This is a genomic window from Anabaena lutea FACHB-196 (assembly GCF_014698305.1).
Taxonomy (GTDB): Bacteria; Cyanobacteriota; Cyanobacteriia; order Cyanobacteriales; family Nostocaceae; genus Anabaena; species Anabaena lutea.
Map to the genome: position 1 here is coordinate 218416 of NZ_JACJST010000003.1, position 23472 is coordinate 241887.

A 23472-nucleotide genomic window follows, 5' to 3' on the forward strand; every position below is an offset into this window, starting at 1 on the left:
TGAAGAATAGAGAGAAGCAAGATTTTATCAAAATCATTAAATTTGACTCGAAAAGTCTTTATTCTCCTGACTTAGAGAAGTCTCTATCCTGAATACTTACGCAAATGTTAACTTTTATATATAATTTTCACAAGGGGTTTACATAAGCTCAGATTACTTAGATAATTATACTTAAATAAGTATTTGGAATTAATAGATATATAGCATTTCCTAGTCTGCTGAGGTACAAATTTATCTGCGTCTCTTTGCGTCTATCCTCTTCTATCTGCGGTTAATTCTTTCTTCGGTGTACGTCACTTGAATGAGAATCGCTATAATATCACATTAATTTCAGTTGAGAAACAAATATTCATGTTATATCCACAAGGTATATTGCAGATGGAGGAAAATATCCCTTTACCAGGTGATCCACTGCCATTCAATTCCCGATTTTACATTGAACGTCCTCCAATTGAAAGTGATGCTTATAAAGAGTTGAGCAAACCTGGAGGATTATTACGCATTAGAGCATCTTGCAATATGGGCAAAAGTTCCTTGATGTTGCGGTTAATTCACCAAGCCATGAATCAAGGATACACAATAGTGAGTATAGATTTCCAACAAGCAGATAGCCAAATTTTTACTAGTCTTGACAAATTTTTACGCTGGTTTTGTATTAATGTTGCTCGTCAGTTGTCCCTGACACCAAATCTAAACGATTATTGGGATGAAGACATCGGCAGTAAAGTTAGTGCTTCAGTTTATTTTGAGGGATATTTATTAAAACAAATTCAAAGTCCATTAGTTTTAGTTCTGAATGAAGTCAATTATATTTTTGAACATCTGCAAATTGCTAAGGATTTTTTGCCTTTGTTAAGAAGTTGGCATGAAAAAGCCAAACAAACTAAAATTTGGCAAAAATTGCGTCTGGTAGTAATTCACTCTACAGAAGTTTATATTCCTTTAAATGTAAATCAATCTCCCTTTAATGTCGGATTATGCTTAAAAATACCAGAATTTAATGCAGAGCAAGTAACAGAATTTGCTAGACAACACGAACTGAATTGGTTTGATAGTAGTGCTGTAAAACAATTAATGGAGCTTGTCGGTGGACATCCTTATTTAATTCATCTAAGTTTATATCATCTCCAGCAACAAAAAATTTCTTTTCCAGAACTACTAGCAACTGCTATCAGCCACAACGGCATTTATAGCAATCATTTAAGGTATTTATTGACGATATTACAAAGTAATAAAGAATTATCTGAAGCTTTTTATCAAGTTATAGATTCCCAAAAATCTACCCATATATCGGCAAATTTAATTTATAGATTAGATAGTTTGGGACTTATTAAAAAATTAGGAAGTGATAATTTTCAACCTGCTTGTGAAATGTATCGTTTATTTTTTCAAAAAGAAAACTTAATAGCAGAAAATAATACTTCTATTCGGTTAGAACAACTAGAAGAAGAAAATGAAAGATTAAAATTTTTAGTGAATATTGATACACTGACTCAAATTGCTAACCGGAGGTATTTTGATAATCGCTTCCAATTAGAATGGGAAAGAATGGAACGTACCCAAGAACCCATAGCATTGATATTAGCAGATATAGATAAATTTAAACTTTTTAATGATACCTATGGACATCAAGCTGGAGATGATTGTTTAAGTCAAGTTGCTCAAGCAATTAGTTCCGTAATCAAACGAGCAGATGATTTAGTTGCTCGTTATGGTGGTGAAGAATTTGCTATAATTTTATCACAGACTGACGCTAAAGGGGCGATAATAATTGCGGAAGAAATTAGAGAAAAAGTCAAATTATGGCAGATTAAAATTTCTAGCTTCACTAAATATAGTCAAGAAATAAATATAGCTAAGGTAACAATTAGTTTAGGAGTTGCCTGTATTATCCCTCAAGCCTCTCTAGGTTTAAAGGAATTATTTGAAGCAGCTGATCAAGCACTATATCAAGCCAAGCAAGTGGGGCGCGATCGCACTATTTTGAGTTCAAAATTTTGTTATTATAAACCAAGTGATAAATGATACTTCTATATTAATTTTATTGATGGGGATACCCCACCACCTTCTTAAGTTATTAATTAAATTATACTTATAATTGGCTGAGGGATTATTTCCAGCATCGTCAAGAATTAGTAAAAAATGATTCCACTAGAGAGAAGCTTTCTGAACACCATCTGTGCGATCCTTAGAGGAGGCAGAAATCAGAAATCAGAAAGCAGAAGGCATAAGGTAGAAGGAAATAATTTTTTATGTCAATTATCATCGCTGAAAACCTGAGTAAATCTTATCCAGTAGCCATTAAAGAGCCGGGTATTCGTGGAACCATCAGCCACTTTTTTCGCCGTACCTATCGACACATTAACGCCGTTCAGGATGTATCATTTGAAATTGCTCCCGGTGAAGTAGTTGGTTTTCTGGGGCCAAATGGTGCTGGTAAGACTACTACTTTAAAAATGCTCACCGGGCTAATTCATCCTTCTAGTGGTACAGTCAGAGTCGCTGGACAAGTTCCCTTTCGTCGTCAAGAAGCATTTTTGCAAAAAATCACCTTAGTGATGGGACAAAAACAGCAGTTAATTTGGGATTTACCAGCATTAGATTCTCTAAAAATTAACGCCGCAGTTTACAACATTTCTGATAAAGAATTTCATCGTCGAGTCGGTGAATTAACAGAAATGCTTTCTTTAGAAGGGAAGCTTAACCAACCAGTACGCAAGCTATCATTAGGTGAAAGGATGAAAGCCGAACTGTTAGCAGCACTTTTACACCGTCCCCAAGTTTTATTTTTAGATGAGCCAACTTTAGGATTAGATGTAAATGCTCAAGTTGGAGTCCGCGACTTTTTAAAAAATTACAATCAACTTTATCAAGCTACTGTATTATTAACAAGTCATTACATGGCGGATATCACAGCTTTATGCCAAAGAGTGCTGGTAATTCACCAAGGAAAATTAATGTATGATGGTAGCTTAGATGGACTATTAGAAAATTTTGCCCCTTACCGAGAAATCTATGTCGAATTAGCTCAAGCACTACCAGCAGAAAAACTTATGTCCTATGGTGATATCCAACTTTTAGAAGGTCGAACCGTGCGGTTTATAGTCCAGCGAGAGGCACTTACCAGCACCGTATCACAAATTTTAGCTGATTTGGAAGTTATTGATTTAACCGTAACTGAACCACCTGTAGAAGAAGTAATTGGAAGAGTGTTTAAGACTGGGTTTGTATAAGCAATGGGACAAAATTAAATTCATTCTTGGAGAGAGGGAACTCTTAACAGAAAAACTAACATACTAAGGGCTGGTGTAATACCATTTCTTTGTGAAGTTGCGCCAAATCCTATCTTTTTTAAACGCAAAGGTACGCAGAGGTTAGCGCAAAGGTACGCAGAGATTTTATCAAGATAATTCCCTATGTTCCAAAATAATTAGGCGCATCTATGGCTACGCCACGCAAGCTATCATAGAGGGTTGGTGTAACTACGCGACATTTGAAATATTGACAAAAATGTGCATTCCCAAACTAAGCGGGGTTGGGCGTAACAAAGTAGATTTTTGCGAGTTTTTTCTAATTGTTCAATAATACTTGGTTGATGTATTTGCTGCCAGTAAGATTGTTGTAGATAATCAATTAACCATAATTGGGCTTCTGTATCTAATTCTTTATCAATTTTTTTGGCTAATTCCAAGGCGCTGCGATAAGATGTAGGTGTTTTTGTTACCTGTTGGAGTAACTCACTGGGAATGGTTTGTAATTGCTGATAAGATGCGATCGCACTTCCTGGACTACCAGCAGCTAAACTCAACACTTCTGGATGCTGCAAAATCTCTTCATTTCCTGTTTGTGTCAATACTTGAGCAACCCCAGACCTATCCAAACGATAAAAAGGAATCTTTTGACAGCGTGATACTAAAGTTGGTAACACAGATTCAGGTGAAGGTGCAATCAAAATTAATGTCGCCTGTCCAGGTTCTTCTAAAGTTTTCAATAAAGCATTTGCAGCCGATTCCGCCATTGTTTCCGCCTGTTCTAATACAACCACATTTCTAGAAGCTTCCAAAGGTGGACGGGAAAGAAATTGAGTAATTTCTCGAATTTGTTCTAGGCGAATTACAGGAGGTGCTTTTCGTTTAACTCCTTTCTCTGCTGCTTCTGCGGCTGTGAGTCGTTGTCCTTGATATTGGTAAGTTGGTTCTACCCAAAACAAAGACGGGTGATTTCCTTGACGAATACGATTTTGCAAAGTGGGAATTTGATGTGGTTCTACAGAACTAGAAAACAGCAATTCAATAAAACATCTAGCTGCTAAACTTCTGCCCACACCTTCAGAACCAACAAACATATAAGCTGGTGCAATTCGGTTTTGCTTGACAGCTTGGGTTAATAATTCTATTGCTTGTTTTTGTCCTATTAATGGTGAAAACATAATTCGTACTCTCAAACTCTTACTCTCTGAGCCTCCCTTCGGGTGATGCCTCCGGCACACCTTCGGTGAACACCAGTCGCCTGCGGAGGGAAACCCTCCTGTAGCGCTGGTTCACTGCGTCTCTGCGTGAGGCAAATTCCATACATTCACTCAGCAACGCCCCTCTAGTATTCAATTACGAATTAAACAAGCGCGCCTTTAAAATTTCCTGGATCATTTTTTGGACAACTTCTTGACTCAAACTGCCATCTACTCGGAAAATTCTTGATGGGTAAGTTGCAGCTAATTCTGTATATCCTTGTTGTACACGACGATGAAAAGCAATTGTTTCCTCTTCAATACGGTCTAGTGTAGCTTGACCACGTTTGCGAGATAGTCCCACCTCGACATCGACATCTAGCCAAATAGTCAAGTCGCTTTCTAATCCATCAGTAGCAATGTTATTTAGCTGATTAATTATACTCATACTTAAACCCCTGCCATAACCTTGATAAGCAATGGTAGAGTCAGTATAGCGATCGCACAAAATATATTTCCCTATTGCTAAATTCGGCTTGAGTTCCTGTTCGATGTGTTGCGCCCTATCAGCAGCGTACAACAGCAATTCCGTCACTTCCCCAACAGGCTTATCCTCTGACTTTTCCAGCAGTAGTCGGCGTAAATGTGAACCTAACTCCGTTCCCCCTGGTTCACGAGTTAGAATCACAGATACGCCTTGACTCTCTAGCCATAAACTACACATTTGCATCTGAGTAGTTTTACCACAGCCTTCCACTCCTTCAAATACAATTAATTTACCACTCATGTTTTGAAATTTTTCTCCTACCGATTTTTTTACCCTAAGACAGCATAGAGATTTATGTCACGTTCCCATAGTCCAGTTGATCATCAGTTTGCATTCCAAAGCTTACCAAGAAGTATGAGTACTTTGGAAACCTGGACTTTTGGTGTTACAAATCATCTCAGTTGGACAACATTAGTACCAACTGTTCATGCGGACTTGGGAACAGCAGCTATTTTCGTTTGGGTTCCCGCTGTCATAGTCGGAATGCTAATCAACTATCAAGTCAAACATCTAGGTAGAAATTTTTTAAATGTAGCTGGGGGAACTCCTAACTACATAACTCGTTTGTGGCAAGGCTACCCCATTATTGCCCGCTATGCAGCCATTGGATATCTCATATCCTGGCTTTCAGTTGTACCACTCAACTCGGTGGTACTCACAAATATGATTACTTCTAATCTAGAAGTACTGGGTATTCCCTGTCCAGAGCTAATTTTTAAACTCGGTTTTACCTTACTACCCTTTATTGTTGCCTTTAGCGGCAGTCGTGCCTTAAGTATTTTACATCTATTATTTTCACTTCCTGCCTTACTTTTGATCTTATTATTTTGTCTCCAAGGATTGGGTTTTTTAGCTTTCTCTCCTAATAGTCCCAGCTTTTTTCCTCAGCATTGGACATCGTTAAATTTTATAGATTGGGCTAAGTGGTTCTTTTTCATCAGCTATACCACCTATAGTTGTGAAACTATTTCATCCTTTGTAGCTGATAGTCGTCACCCCAAACAAACTTTAAATTTTCTCGATATTGCTGCTTGGTTAATGCTGCCCATTTTTATCGGTGGTTCTTGGGTAATTATCCGATTATGCACCATTGAAGGTCTAGAAGATAATCCTTATCTTAATTTTGCCGTAGCATCTGTATCATTTTGGGGAGACTTTGGACCAATAACCGTAACTTTTTTACTGACTAGTTGCTGTTTACTAGGTTCAGCAACCGCAATTTCAAATTCACCCCGAATAATCTACCAGTTAGCTGTAGATAAACACTTAGCACCAGTCTTTTCTCTAGTTTCATCTCGTGGGGTATTTGGTTCATCTTTGGTTCTGAGTTTATGCATCAGCATGGTCTATTTTCTTTGGGGAGACATATCTCAAATTGTCATAGTGGGAAATGTTGCCTGGTTTTTAGCGTTCATGCTCATGCATTTAGGGTTATGGAAAAAACGAAATCAGCCAGATATATTGTGGCCAAAAATATCTTTAGTCTTTTTTATCATAGAAGCCGTAATTCTAATAGTGACTGCCTATGCTTGGGTTTGGCAAGATTTTCTGGCAGGATTGTTAGCGCCCTTTGTTGTATTAATGATTGATGCCTTAGTGCGTTATCTTCCCATCCCTGTTTTCCGTTCCCATTGGTGGATAAAACTGTATAAATCACACCGACGAACCTCAATTAAAGACCCCCTAGCTATGCAAGTAGGGATATTAATGTTTCTACTCTGCGGTGCTGTTTTGGTGGGTTGCTTATTTGTTTGGTTATTGAATGTAGCCCCGATCACAACCGTGAAAAATCTGGTTGTTATTTTGTTGATAACAGTAGCATTTGTAGGAGTTGCGATCGCTTGTTGGACAAGTTTACCCCAAGTAGTTGCTCTAGCAGAAGCACGAGAAGCCGCAGAACACTTATTTACTGTTGCCCAAGATGGAATTTTAGTAGTAGATGAACAGGGTGTTATTCGCCAAGCAAACCCCGCAACAGAAGACTTTTTTGGTTGTAATCCATCGCAATTATTGGGGCATCACCTGCAAAAATTCCTACCCGAATTAACCGCATATCCAGAACAATGGGACAAACGAGGAGAACATACTCTATGCGATTATCAGAAAATCAGAACTTTGGAAGTTTCCATCTCAGATCGACCACATCAAGATTTTCAAGAATACGTCGTCATTGTCCATGACATTACCCAACGCAAGCAAGCTGAAGAAATATTGCTAAATTCAGAAGCTCAATTACGCCAAGAGGCACAACAATTAGCTGCTCAATTGGTGCAAAGTGAAAAAATGTCAAGTTTAGGACAATTGGTAGCAGGTGTAGCCCATGAAATCAACAACCCAGTTAGCTTTATTTATGGCAACCTCACTCCAGCTAATTTATACATTCAAGATTTAATTAAACTCATCCAACTTTATCAGCAACACTATCCCCAGCCCAATGCAGAAATACAAAATGAAATTGAAACTATCGATCTCGATTTTCTAATGGCAGACTTGCCTAAATTACTAAATTCAATGAATGTTGGCGCACAAAGAATTAAAGAAATCGTCGTATCTCTGCGAAACTTTTCTCGCTTGGATGAAGCAGAAATGAAAGCAGTAAATATCCATGAAGGTATTGATAGCACACTGATGATTTTACAAAGTCGTCTCAAGGCTACATCTAACCGTCCAGAAATTGAAGTTATTAAGGAATATGCTAATCTACCGATGGCAGAGTGCTACGCTGGACAACTCAATCAAGTATTTATGAATATTCTTGCTAATGGGATTGATGCTATAGATGAATCATATGTATCTGGTCATTTGTCAATGGTCAATGGCAACACAATGGACAATCCCAAAATAGAAATTTATACAGAAATTACTAATGACAAAGAAGTAATAATTTGCATCAAAGACAATGGTTCTGGTATTAATGAAAATGTACAGAAGCATTTATTTGAGCCATTTTTCACTACAAAACCAGTGGGTAAAGGTACAGGATTAGGCTTATCTATTAGTTATAAAATTATTACCGAAAAACATGGAGGCAGTTTAAAATGTGTTTCTGCACCTGGTATTGGCACAGAATTTGTGATTATTATTCCCTTAAAACAAAAAAATTGCCACCTAAATAGGGGTTGCTGAGAAAGTTTTTCCGTGAGGGGATAGGAGTCAGGAGTCAGGAGTCAGGAGTCAGGAGGAGGTTTGAAAATTCCTTTCCCATCTCTCGAAATACCAAAAAATGCACACTTTTTCACGTATATCCTTCAAAACCCTTGCACTTTTTTCCTATTTATCAGCCTCAAACTTTTGATTTATCTGCGTTTTGCATTTTTTCAGCAAACCCTAAATAATTAATGAAGTGCAGAAATTGGGATAGAAAGAATTTTCCTAACTTCCTCTAATCCTACTTTCTGCTTTCCTCGGTTCTGATAATAATACCGATATAAATAAATTTGATATTATATCAAGTCTGGCTAATTGCTTATCAAAAAAACTCGACCCATCTCCGTGCGGTTCCCTAATGATACAGCAGATTCAGGTACATGAGGTACAAAATTTAAGAACAAAGCCATAGAAAAAGAGAGTTTTAACCCTGTTCCCTGTTCCCTGTTCCCTGTTCCCTGCTGTAAGTATTTAACGGGACACGATATTATTGGGAATTACGTTGTTGACGGCGCGATTGTCTATTCTCCCAACTTTGCTTGAGTTGTTCCCGCTGTGCTGGAGTTAGGACTGCTTGCATTTTTTGTTTTGAAGACTTTTTGATTTCACTGATTCGGGTTTTCTGCGCTTCCGTCAGATTTAGAGAAGCGAAAGGCTCTTTTTTACCTTGACGCTCACCTCTTTGCTGTGGAGACTGACTCCGACGGGCTTCCATTGCTGCTTTTAGCTGTTGTTTTTGTTCTGTTGTCAGGACTTTGTCAATTTCAGCGCGTGTATCACGGCCAATTTTCTGCATTTCGGTTTTTTGTGCCTCAGTTAGTCCCAGCTTTTGCCAAGGACCCTTTTGTGCAAATTGTTTACCTGGTTGGCCTGAAGGGGGAGTTTGTTGTGCTTGGGCTGCAAAGGGAATTGCAGTTACAGTCAGCGCCAGCGCAGCAGCCATAAATGATAATGTTTTGAGTTTCATAAATAAGCTTGTGTTTTTTTAGTTCGATGTCACTATCATAAGAACTGATCTCAGCTACTACATGAGGATAAAGTCACGTCTACACCCATGACTAAAGTAATGTTTTAGTCCTGACAAAGGTGACTAGTTATAAAGTAGAAATTAAAGTAAGTGTACTTATATATTAAACCAAACTCAAATAATTCGTAATTCGTAATGCCTCTTTCAGAGGAGCTATGCCTACGGCACGCTACGCGAACGCTAACGTAATTCGTAATTATCTCTCCTGCTCCCTGCCTGATCTCAACGATAATATAATTATTTACGCCTACCTACTTATGTCTCCCCCAATTCAGGTTAATAATCATCCCTTTCGCTTTCTGCTTTATTTAGAGTGGGCATTACTAGGGCTTTCGGTATTGATGGTAATCATACCCTCCCCATCGCCTCGATTTTCTGTGCATTTCCCAGAATTGACTATTTGTAGCTTGGCTATTTTTGGTTTGATGGGCTTAAGATTACCTACAAATAATAATTTTTCTAAAATAATATATACAGCTAGTGAAGTTGTCCTAATTTTAATAATTGGCTTTTTCGGTGGTAAAACCACTAGACTTTTTCCCTTTCTTTATCTTATTTTAGTAACTCGCAGTTGTTTGATTTTTCAGTTACCTGGACGTTTGACTGTAACTTTTTCATCATTTATATTATTTTTGATCACACTTAATAATCGCTCAACGCCTTTTAGATTATCTCCCTTAGCTCAAGAACGGTTTCGTTTTTTCAGTTTTAGTTTAACAATTTTATTCGGGTTAAGTTTAGTATTTGTCTTACTATTGATGAATGCAGTATTATCTGAACGTCAAAGTCGAGAAAAACTAGCTATTGCTAATGAAAAACTGCGTCAATATGCTCTGAAAATTGAAAATCAAGCTACCCTAGAAGAACGTAATCGCATTGCCAGGGAAATTCATGATTCCTTGGGACATTCTCTAACTGCTCTAAATCTACAATTAGAAACTGCTTTAAAGCTGGCAAAATCTGATATACCTAGAGCTTTGACATTCTTAGCAACAGCTAAAGAGTTAGGTTCAAAAGCATTGCAAGATGTACGTCACTCGGTTTCCAAAATGCGTTCACACCCTTTACAAGAGCAATCTTTAGAACAGGCAATTAGTATTTTGGCAGATGATTTTCACCGCTCAAATAATGTTTTAATAAAGTGTAATATTTCTCTGGAATTTCCCTTGCATAGTGAAATAATTAACCCCATTTATCGCATTATTCAAGAATCATTGACCAATATTTCTAAATATGCACAAGCTTCAGAAGTTAAATTAGAATTAATTACAACAACAGCAGCTTTAAAACTAATAGTTGAAGATAATGGTAGAGGTTTTGATGTACAACAAAATACTACTGGCTTTGGTTTACAAAGTATGCGCGATCGCACTTTATCACTGGGAGGAGAATTTACAATTAACAGCGCTCATGGTTCTGGTTGTCAAATAATAGTTGATATTCCCTTATCTCGGTCAAAATAATGATTAAAGTCTTACTTGTAGATGACCAAAGTTTAATTCGTCAAGGTTTAAGAGCATTATTAGAATTAGAAGTTGATTTAGAAATAGTGGGAGAAGCAGAAAATGGTGAAAATGCCATTAATTTGGTTGAACAATTACAGCCAGATGTAGTTTTAATGGATATCAGAATGCCGATCATGGATGGAGTTGCAGCTACACAAGAAATTCAAAAACGCTTTCCTAATACCAAAGTTTTAGTATTGACAACTTTTGATGATGATGAATATGTGAAAGCAGTTTTACAGAATGGTGCAATGGGTTATTTACTCAAAGATACACCCTCAGAAGAGTTAGCTGTTGCCATTCGCGCTGTTGATAAAGGCTATTCTCAACTAGATCCAGAAATAGTTAAAAAACTGTTGACTCAATTTCCTTCCAGTTTATCAAAGCCGACAACATCTGTACCACCAAGTTTAGCTGAACTGACACCCAGAGAGAAAGAAGTTTTGCGGTTAATTGCTACAGGTGCTAGTAATCGAGAAATCGCCCATGAACTCTACATATCTGAGGGAACAGTCAAAAATCATGTCACCAATATTTTAAACCGATTAAATTTGCGCGATCGCACTCAAGCCGCTATTCTTGCCAATACATTCTCATCCTACTTGCAACAAGATACTTAATTTCAGTATTACCTGTATTTCTAAAAGTTCTTGCTATTTAAGTCATTTAAGATACATAAGATATTTTAAATATCAAAAATTTTACTGTATTAAATTAATACACAAAAATTAAGGACAGACTAGAATCTGCAATCGTACACAAGGGTGGAAATAAAACTACCATTAAGAATTACTAAAAAACCTGTGTAATCTGCTGTTGTAATTTTTAAGTTTTAATTCCGAGAGAGCGGTACTAGGCTTGAGCTTAAATCCCACATTCTTTACCCTGCATGAGTTTCAAAGCCTAAGCCAAAAAAAGTAATCCCTTATATTTGCTTAACTTATGACTGATATAAAAAAAACTAAATTCAGTAATTTCTCGGTATTATATTAACCATTATTTCAGCATAATTGAGTCAATAGGGAACTAAGCCAGACGCACTTATTTACACAATCATACTCTAGTGAAAATAAAAAGTGGAGCTATAAACACAGCCAATTTAAAATTTTTCCTCTGTTTAAACACTGTAGTCCTCAAAATAAAATCGGGGTAAATATATGCCAAATTTATTAAGGCCACAACTAGGAGATTTCAATAGCATTGTCTGTTTCAAAGCAGTAATTATCGGCATGGAAGATGCGTTAGGAGAAAAAGCCACAGCCATTGCTTTAACCACTGCCGGACGATCGCGGGGGAAAAAACTAGCGGCAGATATGGGTTTAGTGGGAACAGTAAATACCTTAGATGATGTAGCAGCCAAATTGTCCCACGCATTAGGTAAAGAAGGAACTAGACTCTGTATTATTGAGAAAATTGTTACAGAGGGTGAGACTATTAGAGTATACACCTCTGAAACCATTTGTTCAGCCGGTGAACCACAAAATTCACAACGCCAGTGTACCTTTACAATGGGTGCAGTTTGGGGCGCTTTAGAACAAGTAATTGGTAAGCGTTTTAGAGGAGTACATACTGATTCTGTGTTAAGGGGCAGTAATCACGACGTATTTGAATTTACACCTTTAGACTAAAAAGTCTCTAACTTGAATTACAGATCAAGAACTTATTGAATTAGGAATTAATAAAAATTCCTGACTCAGTCCCAAATATAAACCTACCAGGAGCAGAAATTATTATGGCAATCAACACAGAAAAACTGAGCATGATTTTACAGCACTTTGTAACTGCAACTACTGACGTTCAAGGAGCAGCACTTGTTACTCCCGATGGTCTACCTTTGAGCGCAAGTCTACCAGGTGGGATGGATGAAGAACGTGTTTCAGCAATGTCAGCATCTATGCTGTCCCTAGGTGAACGGATTGGGGTTGAGTTAGCTAGGGGAAACGTAGACCGAATCTTTGTAGAAGGTAACAAAGGCTTTGGTATCTTGACAGGTTGTGGTGAAGATGCGGTATTGCTGGTATTGGCTAGTGAAACTGCAAAACAGGGATTACTCATGCTAGAAATCAAACGAGTTCTTGCAGAACTAAAATTAGTTTTAAGCTAAATTATCCATACTAAAGCCAACTCAATACAAGTTCCCTTGTAGAGAAAATATAGGTTAAGCGAGGGAACTTTCTACCCAATACTAAACAACTATCAAAACCATTAAGGAGTTTGTTTAAACTAGTGAATAATCACTCATTATTTGTTTATTTATGGAGTAAATAAACATGGAGATTATGCGCTTAATTGTCACGGGAACAGTAGGATCTGGTAAATCCACTTTTATCCGTTCTGTTAGTGAAATTGAGGTCGTAGATACAGATACCCGTGCAACTGATGAAACAGCATTGCTGAAACAAAGAACCACCGTGGCTTTTGATTTTGGTCGGCTGCAATTTGGCCCTGATATGGCACTGCACCTTTATGGAACACCTGGTCAATCTCGCTTTGATTTCATGTGGGATATTTTGATCCGCAAAGCTCACGCTTATATTTTATTGATAGCAGCACATCGAGCTAGAGAATTCCGTCAGGCGCGTAAAATTCTCAACTTTATGCAGGAACGCGCTCAGATTCCGATGATCATTGGTCTAACACATACCGATTGTCCAGGAGCCTGGTCTGAAGAAGATGTATATCTTGCCATTGGATACGTTAATGAAGCCGAAAGACCTCCTATGATTAGAGTCAATCCCAACGAAGGAGACTCTGTAGCAGAGGCAGTCATTGCCCTAGTACAGTATTTGATGGAAAGTTGTGCAGTGTAATCTATCTCATCAATCCTAGTTAATTTAGGAATATTCTCTAAATTAAATAAGAATTTTTTGAGGTTGAATTTCAGAATATTTTTATTCTGATTTGTTTAATATTTAGATCCTTTGATAAAGGAGGTAAATTATGACTATTACTGGTAACTTTACCGATTTTTCCTTGCCAGAACTACTTCAGTTTTTAGACCAAGGAAAAAAAACAGGACTACTTTTTATTGAGTTTTTGCCTGAAGGGGATGAAAATCGGAAAAAACAAGTTTATTATATGTGGCTGCATCAAGGTCGTATAGTCACCGCAGCTGATCGCTTAGACCAACAAGGCTTAACATCAATGATTGCCCAAAGAGGGTGGATAAGTGAGCGAGTAATCTCTAGAGTCACTCAAATTTCTTCTTGTTTTATCAACTCACCATTAGGGCTATGCTTAAAATCCCAAGGACTGGTACAACCAGAACAATTGAAACTGCTATTTAATAGCCAAGTGCTACGTCCAGTATGTTCTTTATTCCAAGTCAAAGATGCTCTGTTTAGATTTGAGCCAACATCATCATTGCCTTTGGGGGAAATGACTGGTTTGAGTATGTCTGCAACTGAGGTGATATTAATTGGACTCCGTGCGCTGCGAGATTGGACGGCTTTAGAAGAAAAGCTCCCAGATCCAACTTCCGGTTTGTCAGGGTTTATGGTGAAACAGCCCAGAATGCAGTTAAATGCTCAAGAATGGCAAGTGTGGGAATTTGTCAACGGACAGGTTTCTCTACAGCACATTGCCAATCAACTGAGAATACCCATAGCAACTGTGCAGCAAATTGCTTTCCGACTGATTGTAGTTGGTTTAGCAGAAGAGTATTTTATGGTTGCTGCTACACCCACATTCACTGTAGAAGAGCCTATTTCTACTTCTACTCCCACCATCACTTTTGCAGAACCAGTGCAGGAACTTGTACCAGCAACTAAACCTATAGAAAAGCCAGCAGAAAAGCCACCTGTTAGTCAATCATTTCTGCAAAATTTAGTTGGTTTTCTACGCAGTAAAAAATCATAACTTAAAAGGCAATTTTTGTATCTTCATCTTAGGCAAAAGTTAATAATACAAGTTGCATATTTTTGGAACTCTGAGCAAAGAGCATAATCTTGCACTATACTCTTTTACAGAGCATATAAAAGACTTAATTAAGCAAACAGTAAACAGTAATAACTGATAACTGAATCAACTACATTTATCTTGTGAAAGGATTAACTATGGCTATTGAACCTACCGTTTTTATGGCAACAATGGAAAAAAGAATTGGTTTAACTCCCGAAGATAAAACCATTCTTAAATCCAGTGCAGATTGGGGAAAAGATATTGCTTCAACAATGGCTGATCACTTCTATGCTTATCTAGGACGTGATGAAGAAATGAATGCCATTTTAAATAAAAGTGAGGGACGAATTCATCGCCTACATGAAACATTTATTCAATGGTTTCATCAAATGTTTACAGGAATGGATGATTGGGGTAAAGACTATGCCGATTGTCGTTGGCATATTGGGCTTGTTCATGTGAAAATTGGAATTGCCCCTCAGCACGTAGTTCCAGCTATGGCAGTTGTCGTCCATGAAGTTGGTAAAAAGCTCAGACTTGATGGCAAGTCTGAGGAATTGCAATACGCATTGGGCAGAATTTGTATGATTGATTTAGCTTTTATTGAGCAGGCTTATGTAGAAGTTTCTTCCTCTGCTGTACTCAGAGAAACTGGTTGGTCAGAAGCTTTATTCAAACGTCTCATTGCTACTGGTGCATCTAGTATGTAAGCGCAAGCATTCAACATTCATCACTAAAACAGTGCTGAGTTCTGAAAACTTGTTGCATTTAGCAATATACACAAGCCCTGGATATCTAACAGGGCTTTATTTTATGCAAATAATTGTAGACATTCATTCTTTAAAATCCCTTTTGTTACCTTTATTTTTCTAAATGATTTAGCGATTACTTCTTCGCAAGATATATTCACCTGAGCTTGATTAATCGAAATTAAATCTTGAATTGAAGCACCATAGATAATTTCTGATATTCCAGTCCATACACAAGCAGTAGCACACATTGGACAAGGTTCACCAGTCGTATATATAGAATAACCCTCTAAAGAAGGGTTTTTTAGTTGAGTTGTTAAATTACGAATGACATTGACTTCTGCATGGGCAGATGGATCACTGTCTCTATTTACGGTATTATACGCTGCTGCAACTACTTCATTATCTTTAACTATCACCGCACCATAAAGGGCATCTCCTTTTTTTGCTGCTTCTAGCGCTAGACGCATAAAATATTCTTGGTTCATCTTTACAGGAGAGTTTAACAGAATAACCTCCTACAATAGCGCATTTTTGCTGTTATTGCTGTGAAGTAGTTCATTTATTTTGGTTATATATGTTACTAAATCGAGAAAAAATTGAATTTTACTTAACAGACCTAGAAACACCAATTGGTAAAGCAATTAATTTAACCATTGCGACGCTAGTTTTATTATCATCAGGAATTTTTGTGGCGGAAACTTATAATATCTCTGATGATGCTCACCTAGAGCTAAAAGCATTAGATACTTGCATATTAATAATTTTCGCTGTCGAATATTTACTGCGTTTATGGAGTGCAGAAGACAAAATCAAGTATATTTTTAGTTTTTATTCAATTATTGACTTAATGGCGATATTACCATCTTTTATTGGTTTAGTGGATATCAGTTTTATCCGCTTATTACGGTGGTTCAGAATTTTGCGATTAATCAGGTTTATAGACAAAAAAATCTTATTTGGTAGTATTAGCAGCGAAGATGGTGTAATTTTTGCGCGGATATTATTTACTTTATTTGCAATTATTTTTGTTTATTCTGGCTTAATTTATCAAGTTGAGCATCCAGTTAATCAGCAAAACTTTGGCACTTTTTTAGATGCATTTTATTTTTCAGTTGTGACGATGACAACTGTAGGCTTTGGTGATGTCATACCAGTTTCTGAATTAGGTCGTTTACTCACGGTTTTGATGATTCTAACAGGAGTAGCGCTGATTCCTTGGCAAGTGGGAGATTTAATTAAGCGATTAGTCAAGACTGCCAATCAGGTAGAAACAATTTGTTCAGGTTGCAGTTTAGCTTTTCATGATGCAGATGCTGTGTTTTGTAAAAGGTGCGGAACTAAGTTACAAAAAGATGACTACTTTCAAAATAATTCGTAATAATACCTCTGGTCCTGTTAGGGATACGTAATTCGTAATTACAGCAGATTGCAGATCAATGAGGTACAGAATCTAAATTGAAACTTAGACACCAAGCCAGTTTTACTCCTGACTCCTGAACCGGAGGTCTGCGAAGCGTCTCCTGACTCCTGAATTCTGACTCCTGAATTCTGCTGTAAGTTCTGCAACTAGGAAAAAAAATTCTATTTTTCCTCTGCTTGCTTTACCTCAAGAGCGCTCCCTGCCTTCACCCGTCATTTTTGGGTTGATAGACTACTATGGCTGTGCTGGAAAAACTCATAATTTATTGCTATATATTTTCAGTAATTTTGGTAGAGTAACAGAAATAATCTACAAATGTCAATCATTAAATTTGAGCTTTTGCATTTACGAGTTTTAGCTAAATTTCTTGCTAGACAATCATTACAGCGATTCTGACCCCAGCGCAGACTGTATACTTCCCCTAAAAGGTATCAAAAGATTGACAGATATTCTCATTTGCTCTAATTTAAATTGAGAACTTATATCAGCTATCTTGCTGAACTAGTCAGTAAATTTAACCGAAAGGCTTGAAAATCGGACATGGATATTAAAAATCTGTTTATCGCAGGTGGTGTTGTAATGTGGCCCCTGCTGGGCTCTTCTGTGTTGGCGGTAGGGTTAATTATCGAACGGATCAAATTTTGGGTAAAAATCAGTACCCGTCAGCAACAGGTAGTCAGAAATGTATTGAGTCTGTATCGTCAGGATAATGTGGTAAGTACAATTGATACATTGAGAAAGAATGCAGATTTACCTATTGCGCGGATATTTTTGACGGCTTTAGAGTTAGAAGAACCAAATCCAGAAGAATTTCGCTTGGCTTTAGAAAGTGAAGCACAAGCAGAAATACCTTTGTTCAAAAGGTTTAATACGATTTTTGATACTATTATTGCACTCGCACCCTTGTTAGGATTACTGGGTACTGTATTGGGGTTAATTACTTCTTTTGCTTCACTCAATCTTGGTGATGTTGGGGGAACAAAAACTGCGGGGGTAACTAGCGGTATTAGTGAAGCCTTAGTTTCTACAGCCACTGGATTAATTGTGGCAATTTTTACCCTTGTTTTTGCTAATACCTTCCGGGGATTTTATCAACGGCAAATGGCTTTGATTCAAGAATATGGTGGACAGTTAGAACTACTATACCGTCGTCGCTACGAAAGAGGAGAAAAAGCATATGCGTCTACAAGATGAACCGGAAATACCAGCACAGATTAACATTGTGCCGATGATTGATGTTATCTTTGCAATTTTGACATTTTTCATCATGTCAACATTGTATTTAACTCGTTCCGAGGGTTTACCAGTTAATTTACCTCAAGCTGCTACGGGAAAAACAGATCGCCCCGCACAGGTGACGGTGACAATTAATAATAATGGAGAGATATTTTTGAACAAAAAAGCAATTAGTTTAGAACAATTAGAAATAGGAGTGAGAGAAAAGTTAGAACCGCAAACACAGTTGATGGTGATACTAAATGCAGATGAAGCTGTTAATCACGGACAAGTCGTAGCGGTGATGGATAAAGTGCGACAGGTAGAAGGAGTGAAATTAGGTATAGCCACACGCAAATAGTCAAGGAGTCAGGAGTTTAGGATGTTGATTAATTCTGCGGCTAAACCTGTATTTAGCTTAGTTGTGTGTTTGATGCTGCTGCTAGTTTGTTTAGTATCTAGTGTCACATTGGGAGCAGCGGATATACCAATAGATCAGATTTTGACATCCTTTGTCAGCTTTGATGGTTCATATCAACACTTGGTTATTCAAACAGTCAGATTACCGCGATCGCTTATTGCCATTCTCGTCGGTGCATCCCTAGCAGTTTCCGGGGCATTGATGCAAGGTTTAACACGCAACCCTTTAGCAGATCCAGGTATTTTAGGCATTGAATCCGGCGCAGCACTCACCGTAGTTGTGACAATTTTTGTGTTTGGTACTTCATCAGTTACTACTTTGACAATTGCGGCTTTTTTGGGTGCGGGAATCACAGCAACTTTAGTCTACTTCTTGGGTTCACTGGGAAAGGGAGGAGCAACACCGCTTAATCTTACAGTAGCAGGAGCAGCCCTGACAGCTTTAATTTCTTCCCTGACTACTGCTATTTTAATCATTAGTCAACGCACATTAGAAGAAATTAGATTTTGGTTAGCCGGTTCATTAGCTGGTAGAGATGCCACTATACTCGTTTCCGCACTACCTTTTGTCACCATCGGCTTAGTAATTGCCTTGGCTTTGGGTAGACAAATTACCACCATGAGTCTGGGTGACGATGTAGCCAAAGGTTTAGGCCAAAAAACAGCCTGGATAAAAATTCTGACTGCCATCAGCGTAGTTTTACTAGCAGGAAGTTCAGTAGCCCTGGCTGGTCCCATCGGTTTTATTGGTTTAGTCGTTCCTCACGTTGTCCGATTTTTCATTAAAACCGATTATCGCTGGATTTTGCCTTATTCCGCCATTGTCGGGGCAACCTTACTTTTAGTAGCAGATATTACCGCCCGTATCATCCTCAAACCCCAGGAATTACCTGTAGGTGTGATGACTGCACTGGTGGGCGCTCCCTTTTTTGTCTATCTGGCTAAATCAAAGGTGAAAAAATGAAGGTTGATTGGTTGGTTATTCGTTCCTCTGCAATATCTTTTCGTATAGACCGGCGTGTACCAATAATGCTGTTATTTTTACTAGCAGTTATTGGCGTGGCAATGGTGATAAATGTGGGTAGAGGTGAATATCCTATCTCTCCCCTAGATATCATTAAAACTATATTGGGTGTAAATACGGGGAACCCTGATCATTTATTCGTTATTAATACCCTGCGTCTACCTCGTACTGTTGTGGCTTTTATGGTGGGAATGGCGCTGGCCATTTCTGGAACTATCTTCCAAGGTTTAACACGCAATCCGTTGGCTGATCCTGGTATTATTGGCATCAATTCTGGGGCAAGTCTAGCCGCAGTTACAGTTATTGTCTTATTTCCTTCTGCACCAGTTTACATCTTGCCTTTATCAGCCTTTGTTGGTGCTTTGTTAATGGCGGCTTTAATTTATTGGTTAGCTTGGAATAATGGCAGTTCGCCGATTTTATTAATTTTAATGGGTGTGGGTTTATCTGCGATCGCTAGTGCCTTCACCAGTTTAATGATTACCTTTGGCGAAATTAACAGCGTCAATGATGCTTTAGTATGGTTAGCTGGTAGCGTTTATGGGCGAACTTGGGAACAGGTATTTTCCTTTTTACCTTGGTTGATTATTTTTGTACCGATGGCTTTGACATTAGCCAGACATTTGAACGCTTTAAATTTAGGGGATGATGTAGCGAGAAGTTTAGGTAGTCGCGTGGAATGGCAGCGTAGTTTACTGTTGTTGGTAGCAGTAGCTTTAGCAGGTGCATCAGTAGCGACTGCGGGAATGATCGGTTTTGTCGGTTTAATATCACCCCATTTAGGAAGACAATTAGTAGGTACAAATCATCAAGGTTTGATTCCCACTTCCGCACTGTTAGGAGGAATGATTGTTGTCGTTGCAGACTTATTAGGAAGAACTTTATTTGCACCTATTGAAATTCCCTGTGGTGTGGTTACTGCTGCTGTGGGCGCTCCTTATTTTCTGTATTTGTTAATTCGTAATCGGAAAAAATAGGTGACAGGAAGTGACAGGTGACAGTTAAGAGAGCATAGAAAATAGCGAATAGATTATTATTTATTACCAATTACCAATTACCAATTACCAATTACCAATTACCTATTATGAAAGGATTATCAACAAAAGGTCTGTCTTTAGCTTATGATGGTGCGACCATTATCTGGGATCTAAATTTAGCGATTCCTGCTGGAAAAATTAGTGCTTTAGTTGGTGCAAACGGTTGTGGAAAATCTACTTTATTAAGAGGTTTGGCGAGATTGCTTAAACCTCGTGGTGGTGCTGTATATCTTGATGGAGAATCTATTTTTCAACTTTCCACAAAAGAAGTCGCCCAACAATTGGGAATTTTACCTCAAAGTCCAGTCGCACCGGAAGGTTTAACAGTCAAAGATTTAGTAGCCCAAGGACGTTATCCTTATCAAAGTTGGTTGCAGCAGTGGTCAGAGAAAGATGAAAAAATTGTTCAACAGGCATTAGAAATTACGGATTTACTCAAGTTATCTGAACGGGCATTAGATACTTTATCAGGTGGACAAAGACAACGTGCTTGGATTGCTATGGCATTAGCTCAAGATACGGATATTTTACTATTAGATGAACCGACTACTTTTTTAGATTTAGCACATCAGATAGAAGTTTTAGATTTGTTATATGACTTGAACAAATTTCAAGACAGAACTATTGTGATGGTGTTGCATGATTTAAATCAAGCCTGTCGTTATGCTGATTATTTAGTAGCAGTTAAAGAAGGCAGAATTTTTACTGCCGGAGAACCAAAACAGGTGATGAATGAGGAAATGGTAAAAGAGGTGTTTGGTTTAGATTGTCGTGTTGTTGCTGACCCGGTTGTGGGTACTCCCATGTGTGTGCCAATAGGACGTAAGGGTAAAGGAATTAACTAGAAGAATGTGGAGAGATTTATTACAAATGAATACAATGTTTATTGCTGCAAAAACTAAATTTGATCATTCTCTAGACTGGCGACAAAAATCACGAAGATTTTTACCTTTTTTACTTGGCATCATCTTTACTTTGGTGGTGAGTAGTCAAACTTTTAGTGCAGTCCCCAAAACAACAGAAATCCTTTGGGACACTTACGGCATCCCACATATTTACGGTAATAACCATCAAGGTGCTTTTAAAGCATTTGGTTGGGCGCAAATGCAAAGTCACGCTAACTTGCTGTTACGTCTCTATGGACAAGCACGAGGAAGGGCGGCTGAATATTGGGGAGAGAAGTATTTAGAGTCTGACAAATGGGTATTGAGAATGGATGTACCCAAACGTGCTAGTTCTTGGTATGAAGCACAAAGTTCTGATTTTCGCAGTAATCTAAATGCTTTTGCGGCTGGGATTAATGCCTATGCTAAAGAACATCCTGATTTAATTGATGAGCAAGTAAAAATGGTACTACCTGTGACACCGCAGGATGTACTCAGTCACCTGCAAAGGGTATTGTTGTTCACGTTTGTCGTTGATCCGGGAAGAGTGGCAAATATTAATGATACAAAGTCTGCTCCTGGTTCTAATGGTTGGGCGATCGCACCAAAACGTTCTGCTGACGGTAAAGCAATGTTGTTGGCAAATCCTCATTTACCTTGGGGAGACTTATTTCTATGGTACGAAGCACAAATTACCGCACCGGGAATTGATGCTTATGGGGCGACATTGGTAGGTGTTCCCGTTTTAGCGATCGCCTTCAATGATCATTTAGGTTGGACTCACACGGTTAACACCCATGATGGCTGGGATGCCTACGAACTGAAATTACAAAAAGATGGTTATCTTTTCGATAACAAAGTTCTCGCTTTTAAAACAACAACCTTTTTCCTAAAAGTCAAACAAAAAAATGGCTCTTTCCGAGAGCAATTATTCACAGTTAAAAACTCTATTCATGGGTCTGTAGTCAGCGAGAAAAACGGTAAAGCCGTGGCGCTACGGGTAGTTGGTCAAGATAGTGCAGGTATATTAGAACAGTGGTGGGATATGGCCAAATCCCAAAATATCAGCACCTTTGAAAAAGCAGTACAAAAGTTACAACTGCCGATGTTTACCATCATTTATGCCGACCGTAAAGGGCATATTATGCACCTGTTCAACGGTTTAGTTCCCGTGCGAAAAGAGGGAGACTTTAAATATTGGCAAAGCATTATTCCTGGGGACACATCCAAAACTTTATGGACTAAATTTCATCCTTATCAAGATTTACCAAAAGTAATTGACCCGCCCAGTGGTTGGTTACAAAATGCCAATGATGCACCTTGGACAACTACTTTTCCTGCTGCTATCAAAGCAGATAATTATCCATCTTATATGGCACCACGGGGTCCAATGGATTTCCGCCCCCAGCGTTCTGCCAGAATGTTAGCAGAAGATGAAAGTATTTCCTTTGAGGAAATGATTACCTACAAGCATTCCACTCGAATGGAATTAGCAGACCGAATTCTTGATGATTTAATCCCGGCTGCACAACAAGGAAATGAATTAGCAAAACAAGCCGCTGAGGTCTTAGCAAAATGGGACAGACAGGCAAATGCTAATAGTAAAGGTGCGGTTTTATTTACTGCTTGGGCAGACAAATTAGACTTTGATACAGCCTTCAGTCAACCTTGGAATGAAAGCCAACCACGCACAACCCCCGATGGTTTAGCTAACCCGAAAGCGGCTGTAGAACTATTAGAAAAAGTTGCCCAAGAAATCAAAGCAACCTACGGTAGCTTAGATGTTAGTTGGGGTGAAGTTTTTCGTTTACGAGTTGGTAATTTAGACTTACCAGCTAACGGTGCTGAGGGATATTTGGGAATATTTCGAGTTGTTGATTTTGCCCCCACAGAGGGACGTTTTCAAGCGGTGAGTGGTGATTCCTTTGTCGCTGCGGTTGAGTTTTCTCAGCCAGTCTGCGCAATGGCACTAAATAGTTATGGCAATGCGACTCAACCGGGTTCATCTCATATTAGCGACCAATTACCACTATTCGCTGAGAAAAAATTGCGTCCAGTGTGGCGAACAAAACAGGAAATTAATGCTCATTTAGAAGGAAGAAAAGTATTTTGATGGGGTAAAATTCTCACCATATCTCGTTTCCAGT

21 protein-coding genes are annotated in these 23472 nt (G+C 38.3%); 17 read left to right on the top strand and 4 right to left on the bottom strand.

Features of this window, described 5'->3' with window-relative positions:
• Positions 1 to 351 precede the first annotated feature (351 nt).
• Positions 352 to 2025: an AAA-like domain-containing protein gene (locus tag H6G59_RS05360; protein ID WP_242038791.1), complete on the top strand. Its 1674-nt coding sequence runs from the start codon at positions 352 to 354 to the stop codon at positions 2023 to 2025.
• Positions 2026 to 2252: 227 nt separating this feature from the next.
• Positions 2253 to 3233, top strand: coding sequence for an ABC transporter ATP-binding protein (locus H6G59_RS05365; RefSeq protein ID WP_190712156.1), 981 nt, complete (start codon positions 2253 to 2255; stop codon positions 3231 to 3233).
• A 230-nt stretch (positions 3234 to 3463) separates the two neighbouring features.
• Here the strand turns inward: H6G59_RS05365 and holB are convergent, their stop codons facing one another.
• Positions 3464 to 4429: a DNA polymerase III subunit delta' gene (gene holB, locus H6G59_RS05370; protein ID WP_127052588.1), complete on the bottom strand. Its 966-nt coding sequence runs from the start codon at positions 4427 to 4429 to the stop codon at positions 3464 to 3466.
• Positions 4430 to 4604: 175 nt separating this feature from the next.
• Positions 4605 to 5234, bottom strand: coding sequence for a dTMP kinase (gene tmk, locus H6G59_RS05375; RefSeq protein WP_190712157.1), 630 nt, complete (start codon positions 5232 to 5234; stop codon positions 4605 to 4607).
• A gap of 54 nt (positions 5235 to 5288) precedes the next feature.
• On the opposite strand from tmk, the gene H6G59_RS05380 reads away from it, so the two are divergent.
• Entirely contained in the window at positions 5289 to 8120 is a 2832-nt protein-coding gene (locus tag H6G59_RS05380) for an ATP-binding protein (protein WP_190712159.1), read from the top strand.
• 508 nt (positions 8121 to 8628) lie between these two features.
• On the opposite strand, the gene H6G59_RS05385 is transcribed toward H6G59_RS05380, so the two are convergent.
• Complete coding sequence (locus H6G59_RS05385) at positions 8629 to 9108, bottom strand: P pilus assembly/Cpx signaling pathway, periplasmic inhibitor/zinc-resistance associated protein (protein WP_127052585.1); 480 nt, start codon at positions 9106 to 9108, stop codon at positions 8629 to 8631.
• A 317-nt stretch (positions 9109 to 9425) separates the two neighbouring features.
• Here H6G59_RS05385 and H6G59_RS05390 point away from each other — a divergent pair, with 317 nt between their 5' ends.
• From H6G59_RS05390 to H6G59_RS05420, 7 genes are all read left to right on the top strand, one after another.
• Positions 9426 to 10631 (top strand): sensor histidine kinase, encoded by a 1206-nt coding sequence (locus H6G59_RS05390; RefSeq protein ID WP_190712311.1) that lies wholly within the window; start codon positions 9426 to 9428, stop codon positions 10629 to 10631.
• Entirely contained in the window at positions 10631 to 11293 is a 663-nt protein-coding gene (locus H6G59_RS05395) for a response regulator (RefSeq protein WP_190712161.1), read from the top strand. The genes H6G59_RS05390 and H6G59_RS05395 overlap by 1 nt, the downstream gene beginning before the upstream one ends.
• A gap of 537 nt (positions 11294 to 11830) precedes the next feature.
• Entirely contained in the window at positions 11831 to 12301 is a 471-nt protein-coding gene (locus H6G59_RS05400; protein WP_190712163.1) for a hydrocarbon-binding protein, read from the top strand.
• A gap of 104 nt (positions 12302 to 12405) precedes the next feature.
• Positions 12406 to 12777 carry a roadblock/LC7 domain-containing protein gene (locus H6G59_RS05405; protein ID WP_127052581.1) on the top strand — a complete coding sequence of 124 codons (372 nt, stop codon included), beginning with the start codon at positions 12406 to 12408 and terminating at the stop codon, positions 12775 to 12777.
• A gap of 166 nt (positions 12778 to 12943) precedes the next feature.
• Entirely contained in the window at positions 12944 to 13483 is a 540-nt protein-coding gene (locus tag H6G59_RS05410) for a GTP-binding protein (RefSeq protein WP_190712165.1), read from the top strand.
• A 130-nt stretch (positions 13484 to 13613) separates the two neighbouring features.
• Positions 13614 to 14531, top strand: a complete 918-nt coding sequence (locus H6G59_RS05415; protein ID WP_190712167.1) for a DUF4388 domain-containing protein — start codon at positions 13614 to 13616, stop codon at positions 14529 to 14531.
• Between the two features lie 197 nt (positions 14532 to 14728).
• Positions 14729 to 15283 carry a protoglobin domain-containing protein gene (locus H6G59_RS05420; RefSeq protein WP_190712169.1) on the top strand — a complete coding sequence of 185 codons (555 nt, stop codon included), beginning with the start codon at positions 14729 to 14731 and terminating at the stop codon, positions 15281 to 15283.
• A gap of 101 nt (positions 15284 to 15384) precedes the next feature.
• On the opposite strand, the gene H6G59_RS05425 is transcribed toward H6G59_RS05420, so the two are convergent.
• Positions 15385 to 15810, bottom strand: coding sequence for a nucleoside deaminase (locus tag H6G59_RS05425; RefSeq protein ID WP_190712170.1), 426 nt, complete (start codon positions 15808 to 15810; stop codon positions 15385 to 15387).
• 89 nt (positions 15811 to 15899) lie between these two features.
• Between H6G59_RS05425 and H6G59_RS05430 the strand changes: the two genes are divergently transcribed.
• The 7 genes from H6G59_RS05430 (at position 15900) to H6G59_RS05460 (ending at position 23438) form a co-directional block, all read left to right on the top strand.
• A complete protein-coding gene (locus tag H6G59_RS05430; RefSeq protein ID WP_190712173.1) occupies positions 15900 to 16703 on the top strand; it encodes an ion transporter in 804 nt (267 codons plus the stop codon).
• A 582-nt stretch (positions 16704 to 17285) separates the two neighbouring features.
• Positions 17286 to 17939, top strand: coding sequence for a MotA/TolQ/ExbB proton channel family protein (locus tag H6G59_RS05435; protein ID WP_190712175.1), 654 nt, complete (start codon positions 17286 to 17288; stop codon positions 17937 to 17939).
• Positions 17923 to 18321: an ExbD/TolR family protein gene (locus H6G59_RS05440; RefSeq protein ID WP_190712177.1), complete on the top strand. Its 399-nt coding sequence runs from the start codon at positions 17923 to 17925 to the stop codon at positions 18319 to 18321. Before H6G59_RS05435 ends, H6G59_RS05440 begins: the two co-directional genes overlap by 17 nt.
• A gap of 21 nt (positions 18322 to 18342) precedes the next feature.
• Positions 18343 to 19344 carry a FecCD family ABC transporter permease gene (locus tag H6G59_RS05445; RefSeq protein WP_199331935.1) on the top strand — a complete coding sequence of 334 codons (1002 nt, stop codon included), beginning with the start codon at positions 18343 to 18345 and terminating at the stop codon, positions 19342 to 19344.
• On the top strand, positions 19341 to 20381 hold the full coding sequence (locus H6G59_RS05450; RefSeq protein ID WP_190712179.1) for a FecCD family ABC transporter permease: 1041 nt from the start codon (positions 19341 to 19343) through the stop codon (positions 20379 to 20381). Before H6G59_RS05445 ends, H6G59_RS05450 begins: the two co-directional genes overlap by 4 nt.
• Before the next feature lie 107 nt (positions 20382 to 20488).
• Positions 20489 to 21286: an ABC transporter ATP-binding protein gene (locus H6G59_RS05455; RefSeq protein WP_190712181.1), complete on the top strand. Its 798-nt coding sequence runs from the start codon at positions 20489 to 20491 to the stop codon at positions 21284 to 21286.
• Between the two features lie 34 nt (positions 21287 to 21320).
• Positions 21321 to 23438, top strand: a complete 2118-nt coding sequence (locus H6G59_RS05460) for an acylase (protein WP_190712316.1) — start codon at positions 21321 to 21323, stop codon at positions 23436 to 23438.
• The last annotated feature ends 34 nt before the right edge of the window (positions 23439 to 23472 follow it).

Coding starts and splice junctions, on each gene's coding strand:
- H6G59_RS05360 (WP_242038791.1), top strand. CDS start 352: ATGTTATATCCACAAGGTATATTGCAGATGGAGGAAAATATCCCTTTA.
- H6G59_RS05365 (WP_190712156.1), top strand. CDS start 2,253: ATGTCAATTATCATCGCTGAAAACCTGAGTAAATCTTATCCAGTAGCC.
- holB (WP_127052588.1), bottom strand. CDS start 4,429: ATGTTTTCACCATTAATAGGACAAAAACAAGCAATAGAATTATTAACC.
- tmk (WP_190712157.1), bottom strand. CDS start 5,234: ATGAGTGGTAAATTAATTGTATTTGAAGGAGTGGAAGGCTGTGGTAAA.
- H6G59_RS05380 (WP_190712159.1), top strand. CDS start 5,289: ATGTCACGTTCCCATAGTCCAGTTGATCATCAGTTTGCATTCCAAAGC.
- H6G59_RS05385 (WP_127052585.1), bottom strand. CDS start 9,108: ATGAAACTCAAAACATTATCATTTATGGCTGCTGCGCTGGCGCTGACT.
- H6G59_RS05390 (WP_190712311.1), top strand. CDS start 9,426: ATGTCTCCCCCAATTCAGGTTAATAATCATCCCTTTCGCTTTCTGCTT.
- H6G59_RS05395 (WP_190712161.1), top strand. CDS start 10,631: ATGATTAAAGTCTTACTTGTAGATGACCAAAGTTTAATTCGTCAAGGT.
- H6G59_RS05400 (WP_190712163.1), top strand. CDS start 11,831: ATGCCAAATTTATTAAGGCCACAACTAGGAGATTTCAATAGCATTGTC.
- H6G59_RS05405 (WP_127052581.1), top strand. CDS start 12,406: ATGGCAATCAACACAGAAAAACTGAGCATGATTTTACAGCACTTTGTA.
- H6G59_RS05410 (WP_190712165.1), top strand. CDS start 12,944: ATGGAGATTATGCGCTTAATTGTCACGGGAACAGTAGGATCTGGTAAA.
- H6G59_RS05415 (WP_190712167.1), top strand. CDS start 13,614: ATGACTATTACTGGTAACTTTACCGATTTTTCCTTGCCAGAACTACTT.
- H6G59_RS05420 (WP_190712169.1), top strand. CDS start 14,729: ATGGCTATTGAACCTACCGTTTTTATGGCAACAATGGAAAAAAGAATT.
- H6G59_RS05425 (WP_190712170.1), bottom strand. CDS start 15,810: ATGAACCAAGAATATTTTATGCGTCTAGCGCTAGAAGCAGCAAAAAAA.
- H6G59_RS05430 (WP_190712173.1), top strand. CDS start 15,900: ATGTTACTAAATCGAGAAAAAATTGAATTTTACTTAACAGACCTAGAA.
- H6G59_RS05435 (WP_190712175.1), top strand. CDS start 17,286: ATGGATATTAAAAATCTGTTTATCGCAGGTGGTGTTGTAATGTGGCCC.
- H6G59_RS05440 (WP_190712177.1), top strand. CDS start 17,923: ATGCGTCTACAAGATGAACCGGAAATACCAGCACAGATTAACATTGTG.
- H6G59_RS05445 (WP_199331935.1), top strand. CDS start 18,343: ATGTTGATTAATTCTGCGGCTAAACCTGTATTTAGCTTAGTTGTGTGT.
- H6G59_RS05450 (WP_190712179.1), top strand. CDS start 19,341: ATGAAGGTTGATTGGTTGGTTATTCGTTCCTCTGCAATATCTTTTCGT.
- H6G59_RS05455 (WP_190712181.1), top strand. CDS start 20,489: ATGAAAGGATTATCAACAAAAGGTCTGTCTTTAGCTTATGATGGTGCG.
- H6G59_RS05460 (WP_190712316.1), top strand. CDS start 21,321: ATGTTTATTGCTGCAAAAACTAAATTTGATCATTCTCTAGACTGGCGA.